This window comes from Acidiferrimicrobium sp. IK (assembly GCF_025499425.1).
Classification (GTDB): Bacteria; Actinomycetota; Acidimicrobiia; order Acidimicrobiales; family Palsa-688; genus Acidiferrimicrobium.
The window spans coordinates 366,380-384,147 of the sequence record NZ_JAIMCB010000002.1 but is presented as its reverse complement, the minus strand read 5'-3'; the positions used below and the strand labels follow the sequence as shown (position 1 = coordinate 384,147).

Below are 17,768 nucleotides of genomic sequence, written 5' to 3'. Positions count from 1 at the left end.
GCTGAGCGGCCGTCGGCGACCGCCCGCCGCCCGGTACGGGCGGCGGGTACCAGCCCGCATCACCCGACCAGCACGGACCCCCGTGCAGGACACCAGCGCCGCCCCCACGCCGGGCGGCCGACCAAGGAGCAGTAGGAGAATGGCAGAGTTCACCGCCAAGGACGTCAAGGCCCTCCGCGACGCCACCGGCGCCGGCATGATGGACGCCAAGCGGGCCCTCACCGAGAACGACGGCGACATGGAGGAGGCCACCAAGTGGCTTCGCGAGCGCGGCCTCGGCAAGGCCGCGGAGCGCGCCGGGCGCGACGCCACCCAGGGCGGGGTCGCGGTCGCCGTCACCCCTGACGGCAAGGCGGGTGCGCTGGTCGAGCTCAAGTGCGAGACCGACTTCGGGGCCAAGTCCCCCGGTTTCGTGAGCCTGCTGAGCGAGCTCGCTGAGGCCGTGGCCGCTGACGGGGAGGGCGCCGTCGAGGCCAAGAAGGACCAGCTCGACGACCTGCGCATCGTGGTCAAGGAGCCCATCGAGGTCGGCAAGGTCGCCCGCTTCGAGGTTGGCGAGGGCAACGTCCTCGACACCTACCTCCACGTTCAAAACGGGCGGGGCGTCAACGGCGTCATCGTTGAGCTGGCCGGCGGCACCGCCGAACTGGCCCACGACATCGCGGTCCACATCGCGTTCGGCAAGCCCCAGTACCTCAGCCGGGACGAGGTCCCCGCCGAGGCCGTTGCGGCCGAGCGGGAAGTGCTCGAGGCCGCGGTCCGCAACGAGGGCAAGCCGGAGGCGGCGTTGCCCAAGATCGTCGAGGGCAAGCTCAACGGCTGGTACAAGCGGGTGCCTGGCGGCGTGCTGCTCGAGCAGCCCTACGCCAAAGACGACAAGCAGACGGTGAGCCAGGTGCTAGCCGGGGCCACCGTGGTCAACTTCGCTCAGGCGGTCATCGAAGGCTGAGCCGGGCGGGCTGCCTTCTCGCCGGGGCTCGCCGGAGTCCCGGCCACGCCCCCAGCCGGGTGCCTGCCCACTAGGGTGGACGTACCGTGGATCGTGAAGAAGGCAGCCCGTCCGACCGACCTGGGACGTCGTCGCCCTACCGGCGGGTGCTCCTGAAGCTCTCCGGCGAGGCGTTCGCCAGCGACGCGGCCGATGAGACGATCGACGGTGCCACCGTCGAGCGGGTGGCCAAGGAGATCGCCGAGGTGTGCGCCGAGACCGGCGTGCAGATGGCCGTGGTTGTCGGCGGCGGCAACATCTGGCGGGGCGCCACCGGATCGGCGACGGGAATGGACCGGGCCAACGCCGACTACATGGGGATGCTGGCCACCGTGATCAACGCCCTGGCGCTGCGCGACGCCCTCGAGCGTCAGGGGCAGCCGACCCGGGTGCAGACCGCGATCGGGATGTCCCAGATCGCCGAGCCCTACATCCGGTTGCGGGCCATCCGCCACCTCGAGAAGTCGCGGGTGGTGGTGTTCGCAGCCGGGACCGGCAACCCGTTCTTCACTACCGACACCGCCGGCGCACTGCGGGCCATCGAGATCGACGCCGAGGTGCTGTTGAAGGGCACTCACAGCGGTGTCGACGGCATCTACGACGCCGACCCGAGGACCCACCCCGACGCGGCCCGTATCGAGGAGGCCACCTACGACCGGGTGATCAGCGAGGACCTCCGGGCCATGGATCTCACCGCGATCACGCTTTGCAAGGAGAACTCCCTGCCGATCGTCTACTTCTCCATCATGGAGCCCGGCAACCTGCGTCGCGCCATCGGCGGGGGCGGGATCGGTACGCTGATCCACTGATGGACGAGAGCTACGTCGACGCGGTGCTCGAGGACGGGCGGGAGAAGATGGCCAAGGCCATCGAGCACATCCAGTCTGAGTTCTCCAGCCTGAGGACCGGCCGGGCCGCCCCCGCTCTGGTCGAGAAGCTGCGGGTGGAGTACTACGGCTCCGACGTCCCCCTCCAGCAGCTGGCCGGGATCCAGGCTCCAGAGGCCAAGACCCTTCTCATCACCCCGTACGACAAGGGGTCGCTCAAAGCCATCGAGAAGGCGATTCAGACCTCCGACCTGGGAGTCAATCCCAACAACGACGGCGCGAGCATCCGACTGTCGTTCCCGCCGCTCACCGAGGAGCGGCGCAAAGGCCTGGTCAAAGTGGCCCACGCCAAGGCCGAAGAGGGACGGGTCGCGGTCCGCAACTTGCGCCGCGCGGCCCGCAAGGACCTAGAAGCCCTCGAGAAGGACGGCGAGATCTCCTCCGACGAGCTGGAGCGAGCTGAGAAGGAGCTGGAGCGGGTCACCCAGGAGCGGATCGCGGAGATCGAGCGTCTGCTCCAACACAAAGAAGGCGAGTTGCTCGAGGTCTGAGGTGCGGCCGGCGCATGCTGGCGCCAACCGACCTGGGCGAGGAGGTAATACGTGGGCACGAAGTGCGAGACGCCGAGCGCAGCAGCCAGGCCAGGGCCCCAGCGTGACGAGGTGGTGACATGAGCGAACGCAGCGACAGAGACGATCGAGGCGAGCGGCGCTCCGGCGAGGGAGTCCGCATCATCAAGCCGGAGGAGGCCCAGGCCGCCATCGACGCCGGGCAGGCAGCCGGGCGACGCTCCGAGGACGAGTTGCGCTTCGGTGACGTCCCGCCGGCGCCGTCGGGTCCCCGCCCGCCCCACCGCTTCCCTCTGCCCGATTCGGTCGACCCGGCGGCGGCGGTGCCCCGCCCGCCGATCGTCCAGCCGGCCCGGGGTGAGCACACCCTCCCCGTCGCCCGTGGTCGGGCGGTGAGCCCCGAGGAGGCGCACGATCCTCGCCCGTGGCAGCGGCGCAAGGGGCCCGCTCCCGCGATAGCCAACGCCGAGCCGAGCGTCCCCGACCCGGCCAGCCCAGCGGATCCTGCTGCGTCGGCCGATCCTGCTGCGTCGGCCGAGCCTGCTGCGTCGGCCGAGCCTGCTGCGGCGGTGGGACCGAGCGCTGCGGTCGAACCGAGCGCGGTGGTCGAACCGAGCGCAGCCGGCGAGTCCGCGGTTGGCGGGTCTTCCGTGGAGGAGTCCCTCGCGGCCGATGAGCCCACCGCGGTGCAGGAGGCCATCTCTTTCGAGCCGGCCGCTCCAGCCGCTCCGGCCGCGTCGGCGGCGCCCGCCGGCGCCGATCCGACCGTCGCGATGGCCGCCGAGGCGCGCCTGGCGCCCGAGCCCCGCCTGGCGCCCGAGCCCCGCCTGCCGCCCGAACCGCGCCTGCCGTCCGAACCGCGCCTACCGCCTTCCGAGCTGCGTCGCCTGGCCGACCCGGCCGCGGCCGAATCGGCCGCCCTCGGCATTCAGCCCCCCGACATGCCAGCCGCCGGCGGAGGGGCCTCCATCGGGTACCCCCAGCCGCCGGCCGGCGGGTACCCGGCCTCGAGTGCCGAGCCCGCACCCGGGCAGCCGGCCCCCGCCTGGACGTCGGGAGCTGCCGCCGGCGACCGACCGTTGTCTGGTGGCGAACCCGCGTCCGCCCCGTGGCCGGCGACGGGCACATCCGAGGACGCAGCCTGGTCGGTGCCTGGATATCAGCCGGCGCCGGCGCCGCCACCGGCACCCGCCTATGAAGGCCCGTGGAGCGAGCGCCCGTCAGCCTTCGGTTCGGGTTCCGCCGACCGACCCGGCGTTGACCGACCCGCCGCCCCTGGTGAAGGGTCCGCCGTCTACCGATCCGTCGCAGACCCAGCCGCCGGGCCTTCATCCCCCGGCCCGTCCGATCCGGGGCCCGGGGAGCCGGGGCGGACTGCGCCGGACCCCGGCTCGTTGTACACCGCCCCGTCGTATACCGGCCCGTCATACTCGGGCCCGTCCGCGGCCGGTCCGTCCTGGGCCGCCCAGGAAGCAGCACCGGCCAGCGGCGGGATACCCGGCGCTGCCGAACCCGACCCCAACGAGTTGCACCAGCCCGAGGAAGGGATCACCGTGACCGGAGGCTTCGGCACCGAGTTGCCGCACTGGACCGACCCCCCGACCGGCGAGGTACCGCGCATCTTGCCCGGCCCCGCCGACGACGACCTGGCCGCGTGGGAAGCCCTCGGTGCCTCCGGCACTCGCTGGCGCGACGACGCCACAGGAGGGTGGGATCATCCCACCGAGTATTCCGACCTGGTCGACGACGAAGTCGGCCTCGGCGCCCTCGACCAGACCCGCACCGAGCACTCCGACCTCTACTCCTTCGACGAGGAGTTCGAGCGGCTGGAGGAAGAGCGGTCGGGGTCGCACCGGGCCGTCGTCGCGGACATTGACGACGACTTCGACGACTTCGCCGACCTCGACGAGGCGGCTGAGCCCGCCGCCGTCGGCGCCAGGGCAGCCCGCCCGATCCGGTCCCGACCCCCACGCGAGCCCCGCCCTCCCCGGGCGCCCGGCGGTGGTTCCGGGCCTCGGGGCAGCGGCGCTGGCGCCGACCTCGGTTCCCGTCTGGGCGTCGGTCTCGGGCTGATCGTGCTTTTGGTGATCGCCTACGCGGTGGGCCCCGTCGCCCTCCTCGTGCTGGCCACCGCCGTGGTGGTGGCAGCGGCCATCGAGGTGTACGGGATGCTGCAGCGCTCCGGGTTCCGCCCGGCCACGCTGCTCGGCTTGGTGGCGACCGTCGGCTTGATGTTCGGGGCCTACTGGCGGGGCGCAGGAGCGCTCCCGCTGATCATCGCCCTGGTCTTCATCGCCAGCATGCTCTGGTACCTCCTCGGCATAGTCGAGGCTAGACCGCTGGCCAACGTGGCAGTGACCCTGACCGCGTTCACGTGGGTAGGGGTGCTCGGCTCCTACGCAGCGCTGCTGCTGCGGGCCCACCACGGCAAGGGCCTGTTCCTCGGGGCGGTCCTGCCCGCGGTCGCCGCGGACATCGTGGCGTACTTCGTCGGACGGCAGATGGGCTCGCGCCCTCTCGCCCCGAGGGTGAGCCCCACCAAGACCCTGGAGGGAGCCATCGGCGGCGGCGTGGCCGCAATCGTCGTCGGCCTCGCGGTCGGCCATTCGCTGAGCCCGTGGGGAGGGACCAAGCACGGTCTCCTGCTCGGCGTGGTGGTGGCGATCCTCGCCCCGATCGGCGACCTGTTCGAGTCGATGATCAAACGGGATCTCGACGTCAAGGACTCCGGGTCGCTGCTGTCTGGTCACGGCGGCGTCCTCGACCGGTTCGACTCGGTGCTCCTGGTGCTGCCGGCGGCGTTCTACCTGGCGTCGTACTTCGGCGTCGTGCGCTGAGGCCGGTGCTCCACTGAAGACGGTCAGCCTGGTGGGCTCGACCGGGTCCATCGGGACCCAGTCGGTCGACGTCATCCGAGCCACGCCAGGGGAGTACCACGTGCGAGCCATAGGCGCGTTCCGCTCCGTCGACGCCCTGGTCGCCCAGGCCCATGAGCTGCGCCCCGAGCGGGTGGCCATCGCCACCCAGTCGCTGGCCAGGGAGCTCGAGGAGCGGGTCCCCGAAGGCACCGAGGTGCTCGCCGGACCTGACGCCCTCGCGGCCATCGCCACCGACGCCGACGTGGTGGTCAACGGGGTGGTCGGCTTTGCGGGACTGTCGGTCACCCTCGCCGCCCTCAACGCCGGTCGTCGCCTGGCCCTGGCCAACAAGGAGTCGCTCATCGCCGGCGGACCCGTCGTCCAGGCGGCCAGGGCGACTCCCGGCGCGGAGATCGTCCCGGTGGACAGCGAGCACTGCGCGGTGCACCAGTGCCTCCGAGCGGTGCTCGGCACCGACGCGATGGCCGCGCTACCGGCGCTTCCCGCCGGGCACCGCCTGGCCCGGGTGGTGCTGACCGCGAGCGGCGGTCCGTTCCGCGGTCGCCCCACCGTGTCGCTGGCCGAGGTGACCGTCGAGGACGCCCTGGCCCACCCGACCTGGTCGATGGGACCCAAGATCACCATCGACTCGTCGACGCTCATGAACAAGGGGCTAGAGGTCATCGAAGCCCACGAGCTTTTCGGAGTCGACTACGACGCCATCGACGTCGTGGTGCACCCACAGTCGATCGTCCACTCCATGATCGAGACCACCGACGGCGCCACCCTGGCCCAGCTGTCGCTGCCCGACATGCGCCTGCCGATCGGCTACGCCCTGGCCTACCCGGACCGGATCGCCGCCCCGTTCGGGGCGATCGACTGGGGCGCCCTCGGGCGGCTGGACTTCGAACCACCGGACCGGGCCGGCTTCCCCTGCCTGGGGCTGGCCTACGCCGCCGGCCGGGCCGGCGGCACCGCCCCGGCGTGCCTCAACGGAGCCAACGAGGTGGCCGTCGACGCGTTCCTCAACCACCGGATCCGGTGGGTCGATATCCCAGCAGTGATCAACGACGCGCTCGACGACTACTCGCCGATCGACCCCACTAGCGTGACCGACGTGCTCGACGCCGACGCCACCGGACGTGAGCTGGCGACCGCTGCGGTCCAGCGCCGGTCGACGGCCCGGCTCCGGTGACCACCTCCCTCGACCGTCTGCCGCCGCCTCCCACCGAGGAGCCGGCCGCCGCCGGCCAGCCGGCCGCCCTCCTCCGGCTGGTGCTGGTCGTTGCTGCGGTCATCACCGTGGGCTTCCTAGCCGGGGTCGGCGAGACGGTGCTCCTCGTGGGGGCGCTCCTGGTCTGCATCGTCCTCCACGAGCTCGGCCACTTCCTCACCGCCAAGGCCGCGAAGATGAAGGTCACCGAGTTCTTCGTCGGGTTCGGGCCCCGGCTGTGGTCGGTGCGGCGAGGGGAGACCGAATACGGCGTCAAGGCGCTCCCGCTCGGCGGGTACTGCCGGATCATCGGCATGAACAACCTGGAGGAGGTCGACCCCCTCGACGAGGCGCGCACCTACCGCCAGAAGTCGGTGCCCCGCCGCCTGTCGGTGGCGCTGGCCGGCTCCGCGATGCACTTCCTGATCGCCATCGTCGTGCTGTTCTCCATGTTCTTCTGGACCGGCGACCAAGCCAACTACCTGCCCCTGCCGACCATCCCCGGCAGCGCCAAGATCGTCGGCATCGACGGGCTGACGACGGGGGCCAGCCCGGCGCAGGAGGCCGGCTTCAAGCTGGGCGACCGCATCGTCGCCGTCGACGGCCACCGCTTCGCCACGTGGGACGAGGTCACCGGCTACATCAAGGCCCACCCCGGCCAGCGCCTCGATGTGACCGTCGAGCGGGCCGGCGCGAAGGTCGACTTGTACCCGACCCCAGTCGACCTCTCCAAGGTCACCCCATCCGGCGTCGGCACTACCGGCCTGCCGAAGGTCACCGCGCCGACCGGCTTCTTGGGCATCGAGATCAACCCGTCGGTGGTCGTTCACAGCGGGCTGGGCGCGTCGATCAGCGAGGCCGGCGGGGCGTGGGTCCACGTCTCGGCGCTCACCCTCCACGCCCTCGGCCGGCTGGTCACGTTCCACGGGATCTCCGACTACGCCCACATGTTGACCAGCCAGAAGGCCGCCGACAGCGTCACGCCGAGCAGCGTGAGGTTCGCGTCGCCGGTCAAGGTGGTCCAGCTGTTCCACCAAGCGGGCCAAAACGGTCTGCCGACGGTGCTGTGGCTGCTCGCCATCATCAACCTGTCGCTCGGTATCTTCAACCTCATCCCGCTGCTGCCCCTAGACGGCGGCCACGTGGCCATCGCCGTCTACGAAGGTGTCCGTAGCCGGATCCGGGGCCGGCGCTACCAAGCCGACGTCGGCAAGCTGGTGCCGTTGTTCTACCTGGCGTTGGCCGCCATCGTCTTCCTCGGCGCCACCTCGCTGTTCCTCGACATCCGCGACCTGGTCAGCTGAACCGGCGCAAAGCGCGGCGCGGACGGGCAAACGAGCAGGCAGCGGTAGCATCGGATACCGATGCCAGACACCCGGTACCCCCGCCGTCGCACCCGCCAGGTCATGGTCGGCTCCGTGCCGGTCGGTGGGGACGCACCGATCTCGGTGCAGTCGATGACCATCACCAAGACCGCGGACGTCGAGGGAACCCTGGCGCAGATCTACGCGCTGTCCGCGGCGGGCGCTGACATCGTGCGCTGCACCTGCAACGAGAAGGAGGCTGCAGAGGGACTGGCCCGCATCGTGCCTCGCAGCCCGGTGCCGATCGTCGCCGATATCCACTTCCACGTCGAGATGGCCCTCGCCGCCTTGGAGGCCGGGGTCGACTGCCTGCGCCTCAACCCCGGCAACCTCCGCAAACCCGAGGAGATCAAGCTGGTGGCGAAGGAGGCGAAGGACCGGGGCGTGCCGATCCGCATCGGCGTCAACGCCGGCTCGCTCGACCCTCGGCTCTACAAGAAGTACGGCAAGGCCACCCCCGAGGCTTTGGTCGAGTCGGCCCAGCACGAGCTGGCCCTGTTCGCCGAGGTCGACTTCGACGACGTCAAGATCTCGGTCAAGGCGTCCAACGTGCCGCTCATGATCGAGGCATACCGGCAGCTGTCGGAGACGGTGGATCGCCCCCTCCACCTGGGTGTCACCGAGGCCGGCCCGCCGCCGGCGGGGACCGTCAAGGCCACCGCCGGGATCGCCACCCTGCTCTCCGAGGGGATCGGCGACACCATCCGCTACTCGCTGACCGCCGACCCCGTCGAGGAGGCCCGCGCCGGGCGGGTGCTGCTCGAGGCCCTCGGCTTGCGGGAGCGCAAGAACGTCGACCTGATCGCCTGCCCCGCCTGCGGCCGGGCCGAGATCGACGTCTACAAGGTCGCCCAGGAAGCCATGGACGCCCTCGAGGGCAAGCAGATCCCCCTCCAGGTGGCGGTCATGGGCTGCGTGGTGAACGGCCCCGGCGAGGCCCGCAGCGCCGACCTAGGGATCGCGGCGGGCAAGCACCGCGGCCACCTGTTCATCCAGGGTCAGATCGTGAGGGTGGTTCCCGAGGCGGAGATGGTGTCGGCTCTGGTCGAGGAGGCCGAGAAGTTGGTGAAAGAAGGCGTCGCGGCCCGCCTCGCGGCGGCCGACAGCGGCGCCGCCGCGGAAGCCGAGAAGGACCGGATGGCGCTCCTCGACGACAAGGGAGCCGACGCCAACAACAGCGAGGCCAAGGTCCAGCTGATCGACAAGCACCTCGACGAGCGCAGGAACGGCGAAGCCAAATAGGTCGTCGCCGGCCCCGCGCCGGAAGCAAGACTGGTCCGCATGCCAGCTGAGATACGAGCCATGCGCGACGGTGAGCAGGAGGCCTTCATCCGGTCGGTCATCGTCCCGTTCCTGGAGGCCGGCAACGACGATGCCGTCGCCCACTGGGCGCCTCACCTGGAGCTGGGCCGCTCGTGGCTGGCCGACGACCGAGGCCGGGTCGTCGGCAACTGCTGCGTGTTCTCCCGGGACGTGACCGTCCCCGGGCCGGCAGGCGGGGACTGCCCGGCGGTGCCCTTCGCTGCGGTCAGCGGCGTCGGGGTCCACCCCACTCACCGGAGGCAGGGCCTGTTGCGGCGGATGATGACGACCATGCTCGACGACGCCCGCGAGCGGGGCGAGGCCTTCGCCGGGCTCCTCGCATCGGAGTCCCACATCTACGGGCGGTTCGGCTTCGGGCTGGCCACCTCCGCCGCCGCGGTGGCCATCGACGTACGCCAGAACGCGTTCCGCCACGACCTGCACCCCGCCCCCGTCCCGATCGAGCTCCTCGAGCCGGAGGAGGCGGCCAAGGTGCTCCCCGACCTGCACGACCGGCTCCGCCGCCGGCGAGCCGGCGACGTGTCGCGCGACGACGCGACCTGGTCCGGGCTGATCCGGGACCTCCCGTCGTACCGGGGCGGGATGAGCGCCCGCATGTACGCGGTGACCGACGGCGGGTTCGTCGCCTACCGCGGCAAGGAGCGCGACTCTCGCACCGGCACCCCGGGCCGGGTCGAGGTCCGGGACCTCTACGCCGAGAACCCCGAGATCGAGGCCGCCCTCTGGCGTTTCGTGCTCGACCTCGACCTGGTCGACGAGATCACCGCCTTCCCCCGCCCGCTCGACGACCCGATCCGCTACCGGCTGGCCGAGCCTCGCGGGGTGCGCACCACCCGCATCGACGACTTCCTTTGGATCCGCCTCCTCGACACCCCCGCCGCCCTCACCGCCCGCGCCTACCACCAGCCCGGCCGCCTGGTGCTCGACGTCGCGAGGCTCGACGACCGGCCCGACCCCGCGGCAGGGCGCTGGGTCCTCGACGCCGGCCCCGACGGCGTGTCGTGCACCCAGGCCGGCCCCGGCGACGCCACCGACGTGCGCCTCGGGCTCGCCGAGCTGGGGGCCCTGTACCTGGGAGGCGTCAACGCCACCACCCTGGCCGCCGCGGGGCGGCTGGACGAGGAGCGGGCCGGCGCCGCCGCCGTTGCCGACCGACTGTTCGCGACGGTGCCGGGGCCGTTCTCGGGCACCGGCTTTTGAGCCGGCCCGGCGGGGCGCCGCGGCGCCCGTTTTCCCAACCGCTGTAGCTTCTCAGGCCATGGCCTCGCCGCTCACCCCACGCGCCACGGACTTCCCCCGCTGGTACCAAGACGTCATCGCCCGCGCCGAACTGGCCGACAACGGCCCGGTGCGGGGCACGATGGTCATCCGGCCGTGGGGTTACGCGATCTGGGAGCGCTTGCAGGCCGAGATGGACCGGCGGATCAAAGACGCCGGCGCCGAGAACGCCTATTTCCCGCTGTTCATCCCCCAGTCGTACCTGCAGCGCGAAGCCGAGCACGTCGAGGGGTTCAGCCCCGAGCTGGCGGTCGTCACCCACGGCGGCGGCAAGCAACTCGAGGAGCCGGTCGTGGTCCGCCCGACCTCCGAGACCGTCATCAACAGCTTCATCGCCAAATGGGTGCAGAGCTACCGGGACCTGCCCCTCCTCGTCAACCAGTGGGCCAACGTGGTTCGCTGGGAGCTGCGCCCCCGCCTGTTCCTGCGGACCTCCGAGTTCTTGTGGCAAGAAGGCCACACCGCGCACGCCACAGAGGCCGACGCCAGGGCCTACGCCCTCCAGATCCTCAACGACGTCTACCTGCAGACCATGGTCGACGTCCTCGCCATCCCTGTCCTGATCGGCCACAAGACCGCCCGGGAGCGCTTCGCCGGCGCCACCCAGACGTGGACCTGCGAGGGGATGATGGGCGACGGGAAGGCCCTGCAGATGGGCACCAGCCACGAGCTGGGGCAGAACTTCGCCAAGGCGTTCGGGATCCAGTTCTCCGATGAGACCGGCGCGCAGCAGTACGCGTGGCAGACGTCGTGGGGCGCGTCGACCCGCATGATCGGCGCGCTGATCATGGCCCACGGCGACGACCGCGGCCTGCGCCTCCCCCCGGCCCTCGCCCCAGTCGAGGTGATCGTCTTGGTCATCCGCGACGACGAAGCGGTCCGCGCCGCAGCCGACGCGCTGGTGGCGGAGCTGCGCGCCGGCGGCCACCGGGTACGCCTCGACGCCCGCACCGACGTGTCGTTCGGGCGCCGGGCGGTCGACTGGGAGCTGAAGGGCGTCCCGGTGCGCGTCGAGGTCGGGCCCCGCGACCTCGCGGAGGGCAACGTGACCCTGGTCCGGAGAGACAACGGGACCAAGCGGGCGGTTCCCCTCGCTGGCGTCGCCTCCGAAGTGGCCGCAGACCTGGTGTCGGCCCAAGCCGATCTGCTGTCGTCCGCGCTGGCGCAGCGAGAAGCCCGGACCACGGTCGTCGCCTCCATCGAAGACGTCCCCGCCGCCGCCGAGGACGGGTTCGCGGTGGTTCCCTGGGAGCTGGTCGGCGCGTCGGGGGAGGCCACCCTGGCGGCCAGCGGGCTGAGCGTCCGCTGCCTCCAACGGCCGGACGGTTCGCTGGCCACCGACGCCGCCCCCGACGACGGCGGGACGCCCGAGCCGGGCTTGCGAGCAGTGGTGGCCAAGGCGTACTGACGTCGGGGGCGACGCCGAGGCTCGCCTGGCGCTCCTGTCCGGGCCGGCGGCCCGGCCCGTCGCGGCCTGTTCGAGGCCCTCTCGCGGCTATACTGCACGACTGCGCCCAACAAGGGCAGCTGTTGTGGAGGCGTGGGTGAGGGCTCCCGGTCGGACTGCCGGCAGGATCCCAGGGCCCACGCTTTTGTTTGCGGACCTTGACGACGAGGAGGTGGTGATGGGTCCGGCTGAAGCCATCCGTGACCTGGCCGAGTCACCTCTCGCGGCCGCCGGCCTGGAGCTGTGGGACGTCGAGGTCGGTGCCGACTTCCTTCGTATCCTCGTCGACGGCCCCGGCGGCGTCGATCTCGACGCCCTGTCCGCAGCCAGCGCCACCCTGTCCCCGCTGCTCGACGAGCGCCCCGACCTGGTCCCCCCCGACGCCTACCAGCTGGAGGTCTCCAGCCCCGGAGTGGAGCGGACCCTGCGCACCCCTGAGCACTACCGCCGCTACGTCGGCCAGCCGGTGTCGGTCAAGACCACCCAGCCGGTAGCCGGCAGCCGGCGCCTGCACGGCACGCTCCACGCCGTGGAGGCCGACGGCATCCTCATCGCCCTCGACGACGCCAAGGCGGACGCGGCCGCCCTCGCCGTGCCCTACCAGGTGATCGACCGGGCCAAGACGGTGCTGGTGTGGGGCCCGACCCCGAAGACCGGAAAGCCTTCCCGCAAAGCGGCGCCCAAGCCCGCCAAGGCCGGGCGCGCCGACGCGGGACTCGCCGAGGCCGGGCTCGCTGGGGCCGGCTCGAAGCCCGCGTCGGCGGCGCCGGGCGAGGCCACCGCCTCGATGCCCACACCGTCCCCCTCCTCCGCTACCTCACGATCCTCTGCCCCTTCCCCATCCAAGGACGCCACGCCATGAAAGACCAGTTCGCCTTCCTCGACGCCCTCCAGCAGATCGCCAAGGACAAGGGCATCGGCGTCGACACTCTCCTCGACGCGCTGGCCAACGCGCTCCTGGCGGCCTACAAGCGGATGCCCGACGCGGAGGAGTTCGCCACCGTCACCGTCGACCCCGAGACCGGTGAGATCCGCGTCTACGGCCAGGAGGTCGACGACGACGACAACGTCATCCGGGAGTGGGACGTCACGCCCAAGGACTTCGGGCGCATCGCCGCGCAGACCGCCAAGCAGGTCATGCGCCAGCGGATCAACGAAGCCGAGCGGGACCTCAAATACGAGGAGTACGCCGGCCGGGAAGGCGACATCGTCACCGGAATCATCCAGCAGAGCGACAACCGCTACACCCTCCTCGACCTCGGCAAGGTGGAGGCCCTCCTGCCCCAGGCCGAGCAGGTCCCCTACGAGCGCTACGAGCACGGCGCCCGCCTGAAGGCGTACATCGTCGAGGTCCGCAAGACCACCAAGGGCCCTCAGATCGTCGTCAGCCGGACCCATCCGGGGCTGATCAAGCGGCTCTTCGAGCTCGAGGTGCCCGAGATCTCCAGCGGTGTCGTGGAGATCAAGGCCGCGGCTCGCGAGCCGGGGCATCGCACGAAGATCGCGGTGTGGTCCAACGACAGCAACGTCGACCCGGTCGGCGCGTGCGTCGGGGCCCGCGGCGCCCGGGTGCGGATGGTCACCAACGAGCTGCGAGGCGAGAAGGTCGACATCGTTCCCTTCTCAGACGAGCCCCGCGAGTTCGTGATGCGAGCGCTGCAACCAGCGAAGGTCAAGGAGGTCCACCTCGACGACCTGACCGGCACCGCGACCGTCGTCGTCCACGACTTCCAGCTGTCGCTGGCCATCGGCAAAGAGGGGCAGAACGCCCGCCTGGCGGCCCGCCTCACCGGGTGGCGCATCGACATCAAGAGCGAGACCCAGATGGCCGAAGAGGAGGCCTACGCCAACCAGGAGTGGGCGGAGGGGGAGTGGGTCGAAGACCCCGAGACCGGCGAGATGGTTTGGCAGCCCGCCGAGGGTGGCGAGACTGTCTCCGCCGAGGCCTGGTCCCAAGGCGAGCCTGGTGACAGCGCGCCCGCCGAGGAAGCCGCCATGGAGATAGTGACCGACACCGTCGAAGAGGGGATCGAGGCCGCGGAGGCCGCGGAGTCCGCCGCCCCGCTCGCCGAAGCGGACTCTGCTGGCGCTGGTGGTTCTGCCGTGGGGGCCGGCTCTGGCGAGTCTGCCGGCTCTGCCGGCTCTGCCGGCTCTGCCGGCTCTGCCGGTGAGGTCGGGTCTGCTGCGGTCGATGCCGCTGCGGCACCGTCGGTCGCCCCTGCGGCCGAAGAGCTGGGCACCCCTGCTGTCGAGAGTGGCGAGGGCGTCGCCGAGGGCCCGGAGCCGGCGGCGCCGGCCGGGTCGGAGCCGTAAACGGCACGGCCGACGGGCCGGTCCGTACCTGCGTCGGGTGCCGGACCAGGAGGGCCGTCGCGGAACTCGTGCGAGTAGGACGGGCTGCGGACGGTACGCTGGTGCTTGGACCGGGTCCCGGCCGAGGTGCCTGGCTCTGTGCCGAACACCGCGGAGGTCCGCCGCTGACCTCGTGCCTCGAGGCCGCCGAGCGGCGCAACGGGTTCTCCCGGGCCTTCCGCACGCCGGTTCCGACCGGTGCCAGCGGGGCGCTGCGTACGACACAGCAAGAACGTGAGAGGATGGACGACGCTCCCGCTCCGGGCGCGGCGTCACCGAGAAGGGACTGACCTAGCAACTTGGCGAAGAAGATCCGGGTCTACGAGCTGGCACGCGAGCTCGGCCTCACCAACAAAGAAGCGCTCGACCTCAGTGTGTCTCTGGGCATCGGCGTCAAGAGCCACTCCTCGAGCATCGAGGACCAGCAGGCCGATCGGGTCCGCCGCAAGGCCGACCGCGAGGGCCTGCGTCGTGACGTCCAGCCCGCCGAGGATGCGGTCCCGGCCGCCAAGTCCGCCCCTACGCCGGCCCCTGCCGCCCCGGCCTCCTCCGCGCCCGCCGCCCCTGCGGCCCCGGCTCCAGCCGCCCCCGCCCCAGCATCCCCCGCCCCGGTAGGTCAGGCGCCGGCTCCGCCGGCTGCCACGCCAGCACCCGTCGCTCCGGCAGCCGCCACCCCGAGCCAGCCTGCTTCCGGCGCGCCGTCGGCTCCTGCCGGCCCGTCGGCTCCTGGCGGCCCGTCCGCTCCTGGCGGCCCGTCCGCTCCGACCCCGTCCGCTCCCGCGCACCGGCCCGGAGAGGCCAGCTCACCGCGTCCTGGCACTGCGAGCACCGGCGCCCCGGCGGCGCCTGCCCGGCCCGCGCCGGGCGAGCCCCCCGCTCCCGGCCAGGCCCGCTCCATCCCCACGCCGCCGCGCCCCCCGGCCGACCGTCCGGTCCCCGGATCACCGCCCCGGCCGGCAGCACCCGGCACGCCGGGCCGCCCGCCGATGGCACCCGCCGCGTCGGCCGGAGCTGCGCCCGCGCCGCCCCGACCCGCTGCTGAGGGTCGACCCGCCGCGCCGCCTGCTCCTGGCAGCGCTCCTGCCCCCGGCGCTCCTTCCGCTCCTGGTGCGCCTTCCGCTGGCGCAGCTCCTGTCGCCGGCGTGGCTGCTGCCCCCGGCGCATCGGCTGCCGGCGGCGCGCCAGCCGCCCCCGGCGGCATGTCCGCAGCGCCCGGCGCCGGCCCGTCAGCGCCCGGTTCCGGTCCGGCCCCGGCTGGCGCGGCGCGCCGGCCTGCGCCTGGCGGTCGGCCCGTCCCGCCACCCCCGCCTGGCCCCGGCGGCCCGCCTGTCTCGCAGTCCGGCAAGCCGATCCCGCCGCCCCCCGGCATGCGCCGCCCCCCGGTGTCGCAGTCCGGTAAGCCGATCCCGCCGCCCCCGGGCCGCCCCCGCACCGCGGGCGCCGGTGCCGGTGCCGGCCGCCCCTCTGGTCCTGGCGGTGGCGGTGCCGGACGGCCCGCTTCCGGCGGTGGCCGTCCCGGCGGCTTCAGCGGCCCGCGCAGCACACCTGGCGCTGGAGGCGGCTTCTCCCGTCCCGGCGCACCCGCCGGCGGCACCCGCGGCGGTCCCGGCGGTGGCCCCCCCGGTCGCGGTGGGCCCCCCTTCGGTGGCCGTGGCCGGGCCGGCGGTCGTCGACCCGGACGTCGCCGCCGTCGCAACATCGAAGAGCTCGAGGCACAGGAGCTCACCACCTACACGGCGTCCAACGCGCCCGTCCCGGAGGGTGAGGTCATCGTCGAGCGCGGCTCGACGGCCCAAGAGCTCGGCCCCAAGCTCAACCGGTCCGGCGCGGACGTCGTCCGGTTCTTGTTCCAGCAGGGCGAGATGGTCACCACGACCCAGTCGCTCTCCGACGACATGATCGAGCTGTTCGCGGCGGAGGTCAACGCCAACATCCGTCTCGTCGATCCCGGCGAGGAAAAGGAAGCCGAGCTCCAAGCCAAGTACTTCGACGACGAAGAGGAGGACGAGGAGAACCTGCGGCCTCGCCCCCCGGTCGTCACCGTCATGGGACACGTCGACCACGGCAAGACCCTGCTCCTCGACCGCATCCGGACCACCAACGTGGTCGCCGGTGAGGCGGGCGGCATCACCCAACACATCGGCGCCTACCAGGTCGTATACCAAGACCAGCTGTTGACGTTCATCGACACCCCCGGCCACGAGGCGTTCACCGCCATGCGAGCCCGGGGGGCCGAAGTGACCGACATCGTCATCTTGGTCGTGGCCGCCGACGACGGGGTCATGCCCCAGACGATCGAGGCGCTCAACCACGCCAAGGCCGCCGACGTTCCGATCATCGTCGCCCTCAACAAGGTCGACCGCGAGAACTCCGATCCCAACCGGGTCATGCAGCAGCTCTCCGAGCAGGGCCTCGTGCCCGAATCGTGGGGCGGCGACACGATCATGGTGCAGATCTCCGCACTGCAGAATCTCGGGATCGACGACCTCCTCGAACAGGTCCTCGTCGTGGCCGAGCTCGAAGAGCTCGTCGCCAACCCCGAGGGTCGAGCCCGAGGCACCGTCCTCGAAGCCAACCTCGACCCGGGACGCGGTCCAGTGGCCACCGTCTTGGTGCAAAGCGGCACGCTGCGAGTCGGTGACCCCGTCGTGGCCGGCGCGGCCTGGGGTCGGGTCAAGGCCCTCATCGACGACAAGGGTGACAACGTCAAGGAGGCCGCGCCCTCCATGCCCGTCCAGGTGCTCGGCTTCGACAACGTCCCTGCCGCCGGCGACGAGTTTCGTGTCACCGACAAGCCCAAGACCGCCCGCGACATCGCCGAGCAACGCGAGGACCGCTACCGGGCTGCCGATCAACGGCGGACGTCGTCTGCCACCGGGACCGGCGCCAAGCTCGAAGACATCTTCGAGCAGATCCAGCGAGGTGAGACGGCCACTCTCAACCTGGTCCTCAAAGCTGACATGCAAGGCTCGCTCGAGGCGGTCACTGAGAGTCTCCGCAAGCTGGAGCGCGAAGAGGTCAAGCTGGCCTTCGTGCACCGTGCCGTCGGCGGGATCACGGAGAACGACGTGAGCCTGGCCGCAGCGTCCAACGCGACGATCATCGGCTTCAACGTTCGGCCCGATCGCGGGGCTCGCGACCTGGCCGCCAACCAGGACGTCGAGATCCGCACCTACGAGATCATCTACAAGCTCATCGAGGACATCGAGAGCGCCATGATCGGAATGCTGGCCCCGGAGTTCGAGGAGGTCATCACCGGCGAAGCCGAGGTCCGCGAGATCTTCCGGGTGCCGCGCATCGGTGCCATCGCCGGGTGTTACGTCCGCTCCGGTGTCATCACCCGAGGGTCCAAGGTCCGGTTCCTCCGCGACGGCGTCATCATCTGGAAGGGTGCCATCACCTCCCTCCGGCGCTTCAAGGACGACGTGCGCGAAGTCCACGAGAACTTCGAGTGCGGCATCGGCCTCACCAACAACCAGGACCTCAGAGAAGGCGACATCATCGAGACCTTCGAGGAGCGGGAGATCCCGCGGACCTAGGATCCGGGGA

At 71.7% G+C, this 17,768-nt stretch carries 12 protein-coding genes and 1 pseudogene; all 13 read left to right on the top strand.

Annotated features, from left to right (window positions below; genetic code table 11):
• The first annotated feature begins 139 nt into the window (after positions 1 to 139).
• Entirely contained in the window at positions 140 to 949 is an 810-nt protein-coding gene (tsf, locus tag K6U06_RS05215) for a translation elongation factor Ts (protein WP_262320845.1), read from the top strand.
• A gap of 86 nt (positions 950 to 1,035) precedes the next feature.
• A complete protein-coding gene (gene pyrH / locus K6U06_RS05210; protein WP_262320844.1) occupies positions 1,036 to 1,797 on the top strand; it encodes a UMP kinase in 762 nt (253 codons plus the stop codon).
• Positions 1,797 to 2,366 (top strand): ribosome recycling factor, encoded by a 570-nt coding sequence (gene frr, locus K6U06_RS05205; protein ID WP_262320843.1) that lies wholly within the window; start codon positions 1,797 to 1,799, stop codon positions 2,364 to 2,366. Before pyrH ends, frr begins: the two co-directional genes overlap by 1 nt.
• A gap of 119 nt (positions 2,367 to 2,485) precedes the next feature.
• Positions 2,486 to 5,221 carry a phosphatidate cytidylyltransferase gene (locus tag K6U06_RS05200; protein WP_262320842.1) on the top strand — a complete coding sequence of 912 codons (2,736 nt, stop codon included), beginning with the start codon at positions 2,486 to 2,488 and terminating at the stop codon, positions 5,219 to 5,221.
• 13 nt (positions 5,222 to 5,234) lie between these two features.
• Entirely contained in the window at positions 5,235 to 6,437 is a 1,203-nt protein-coding gene (dxr, locus tag K6U06_RS05195) for a 1-deoxy-D-xylulose-5-phosphate reductoisomerase (RefSeq protein ID WP_410050989.1), read from the top strand.
• Positions 6,434 to 7,759 (top strand): M50 family metallopeptidase, encoded by a 1,326-nt coding sequence (locus K6U06_RS05190; protein WP_262320841.1) that lies wholly within the window; start codon positions 6,434 to 6,436, stop codon positions 7,757 to 7,759. Before dxr ends, K6U06_RS05190 begins: the two co-directional genes overlap by 4 nt.
• Before the next feature lie 60 nt (positions 7,760 to 7,819).
• On the top strand, positions 7,820 to 9,061 hold the full coding sequence (gene ispG / locus K6U06_RS05185; RefSeq protein ID WP_262320840.1) for a flavodoxin-dependent (E)-4-hydroxy-3-methylbut-2-enyl-diphosphate synthase: 1,242 nt from the start codon (positions 7,820 to 7,822) through the stop codon (positions 9,059 to 9,061).
• A 39-nt stretch (positions 9,062 to 9,100) separates the two neighbouring features.
• Complete coding sequence (locus tag K6U06_RS05180) at positions 9,101 to 10,342, top strand: GNAT family N-acetyltransferase (RefSeq protein ID WP_262320839.1); 1,242 nt, start codon at positions 9,101 to 9,103, stop codon at positions 10,340 to 10,342.
• Positions 10,343 to 10,400: 58 nt separating this feature from the next.
• Positions 10,401 to 11,828, top strand: coding sequence for a proline--tRNA ligase (gene proS, locus K6U06_RS05175; RefSeq protein ID WP_262320838.1), 1,428 nt, complete (start codon positions 10,401 to 10,403; stop codon positions 11,826 to 11,828).
• Positions 11,829 to 12,045: 217 nt separating this feature from the next.
• On the top strand, positions 12,046 to 12,729 hold the full coding sequence (gene rimP, locus K6U06_RS05170) for a ribosome maturation factor RimP (protein ID WP_262320837.1): 684 nt from the start codon (positions 12,046 to 12,048) through the stop codon (positions 12,727 to 12,729).
• Positions 12,726 to 14,180 carry a transcription termination factor NusA gene (gene nusA, locus K6U06_RS05165; RefSeq protein ID WP_262320836.1) on the top strand — a complete coding sequence of 485 codons (1,455 nt, stop codon included), beginning with the start codon at positions 12,726 to 12,728 and terminating at the stop codon, positions 14,178 to 14,180. The genes rimP and nusA overlap by 4 nt, the downstream gene beginning before the upstream one ends.
• 35 nt (positions 14,181 to 14,215) lie before the next feature.
• A pseudogene (locus tag K6U06_RS24615) lies at positions 14,216 to 14,509 on the top strand (YlxR family protein); the annotation flags it as partial.
• A gap of 9 nt (positions 14,510 to 14,518) precedes the next feature.
• On the top strand, positions 14,519 to 17,758 hold the full coding sequence (gene infB, locus K6U06_RS05160; protein ID WP_262320835.1) for a translation initiation factor IF-2: 3,240 nt from the start codon (positions 14,519 to 14,521) through the stop codon (positions 17,756 to 17,758).
• Positions 17,759 to 17,768 lie beyond the last annotated feature (10 nt).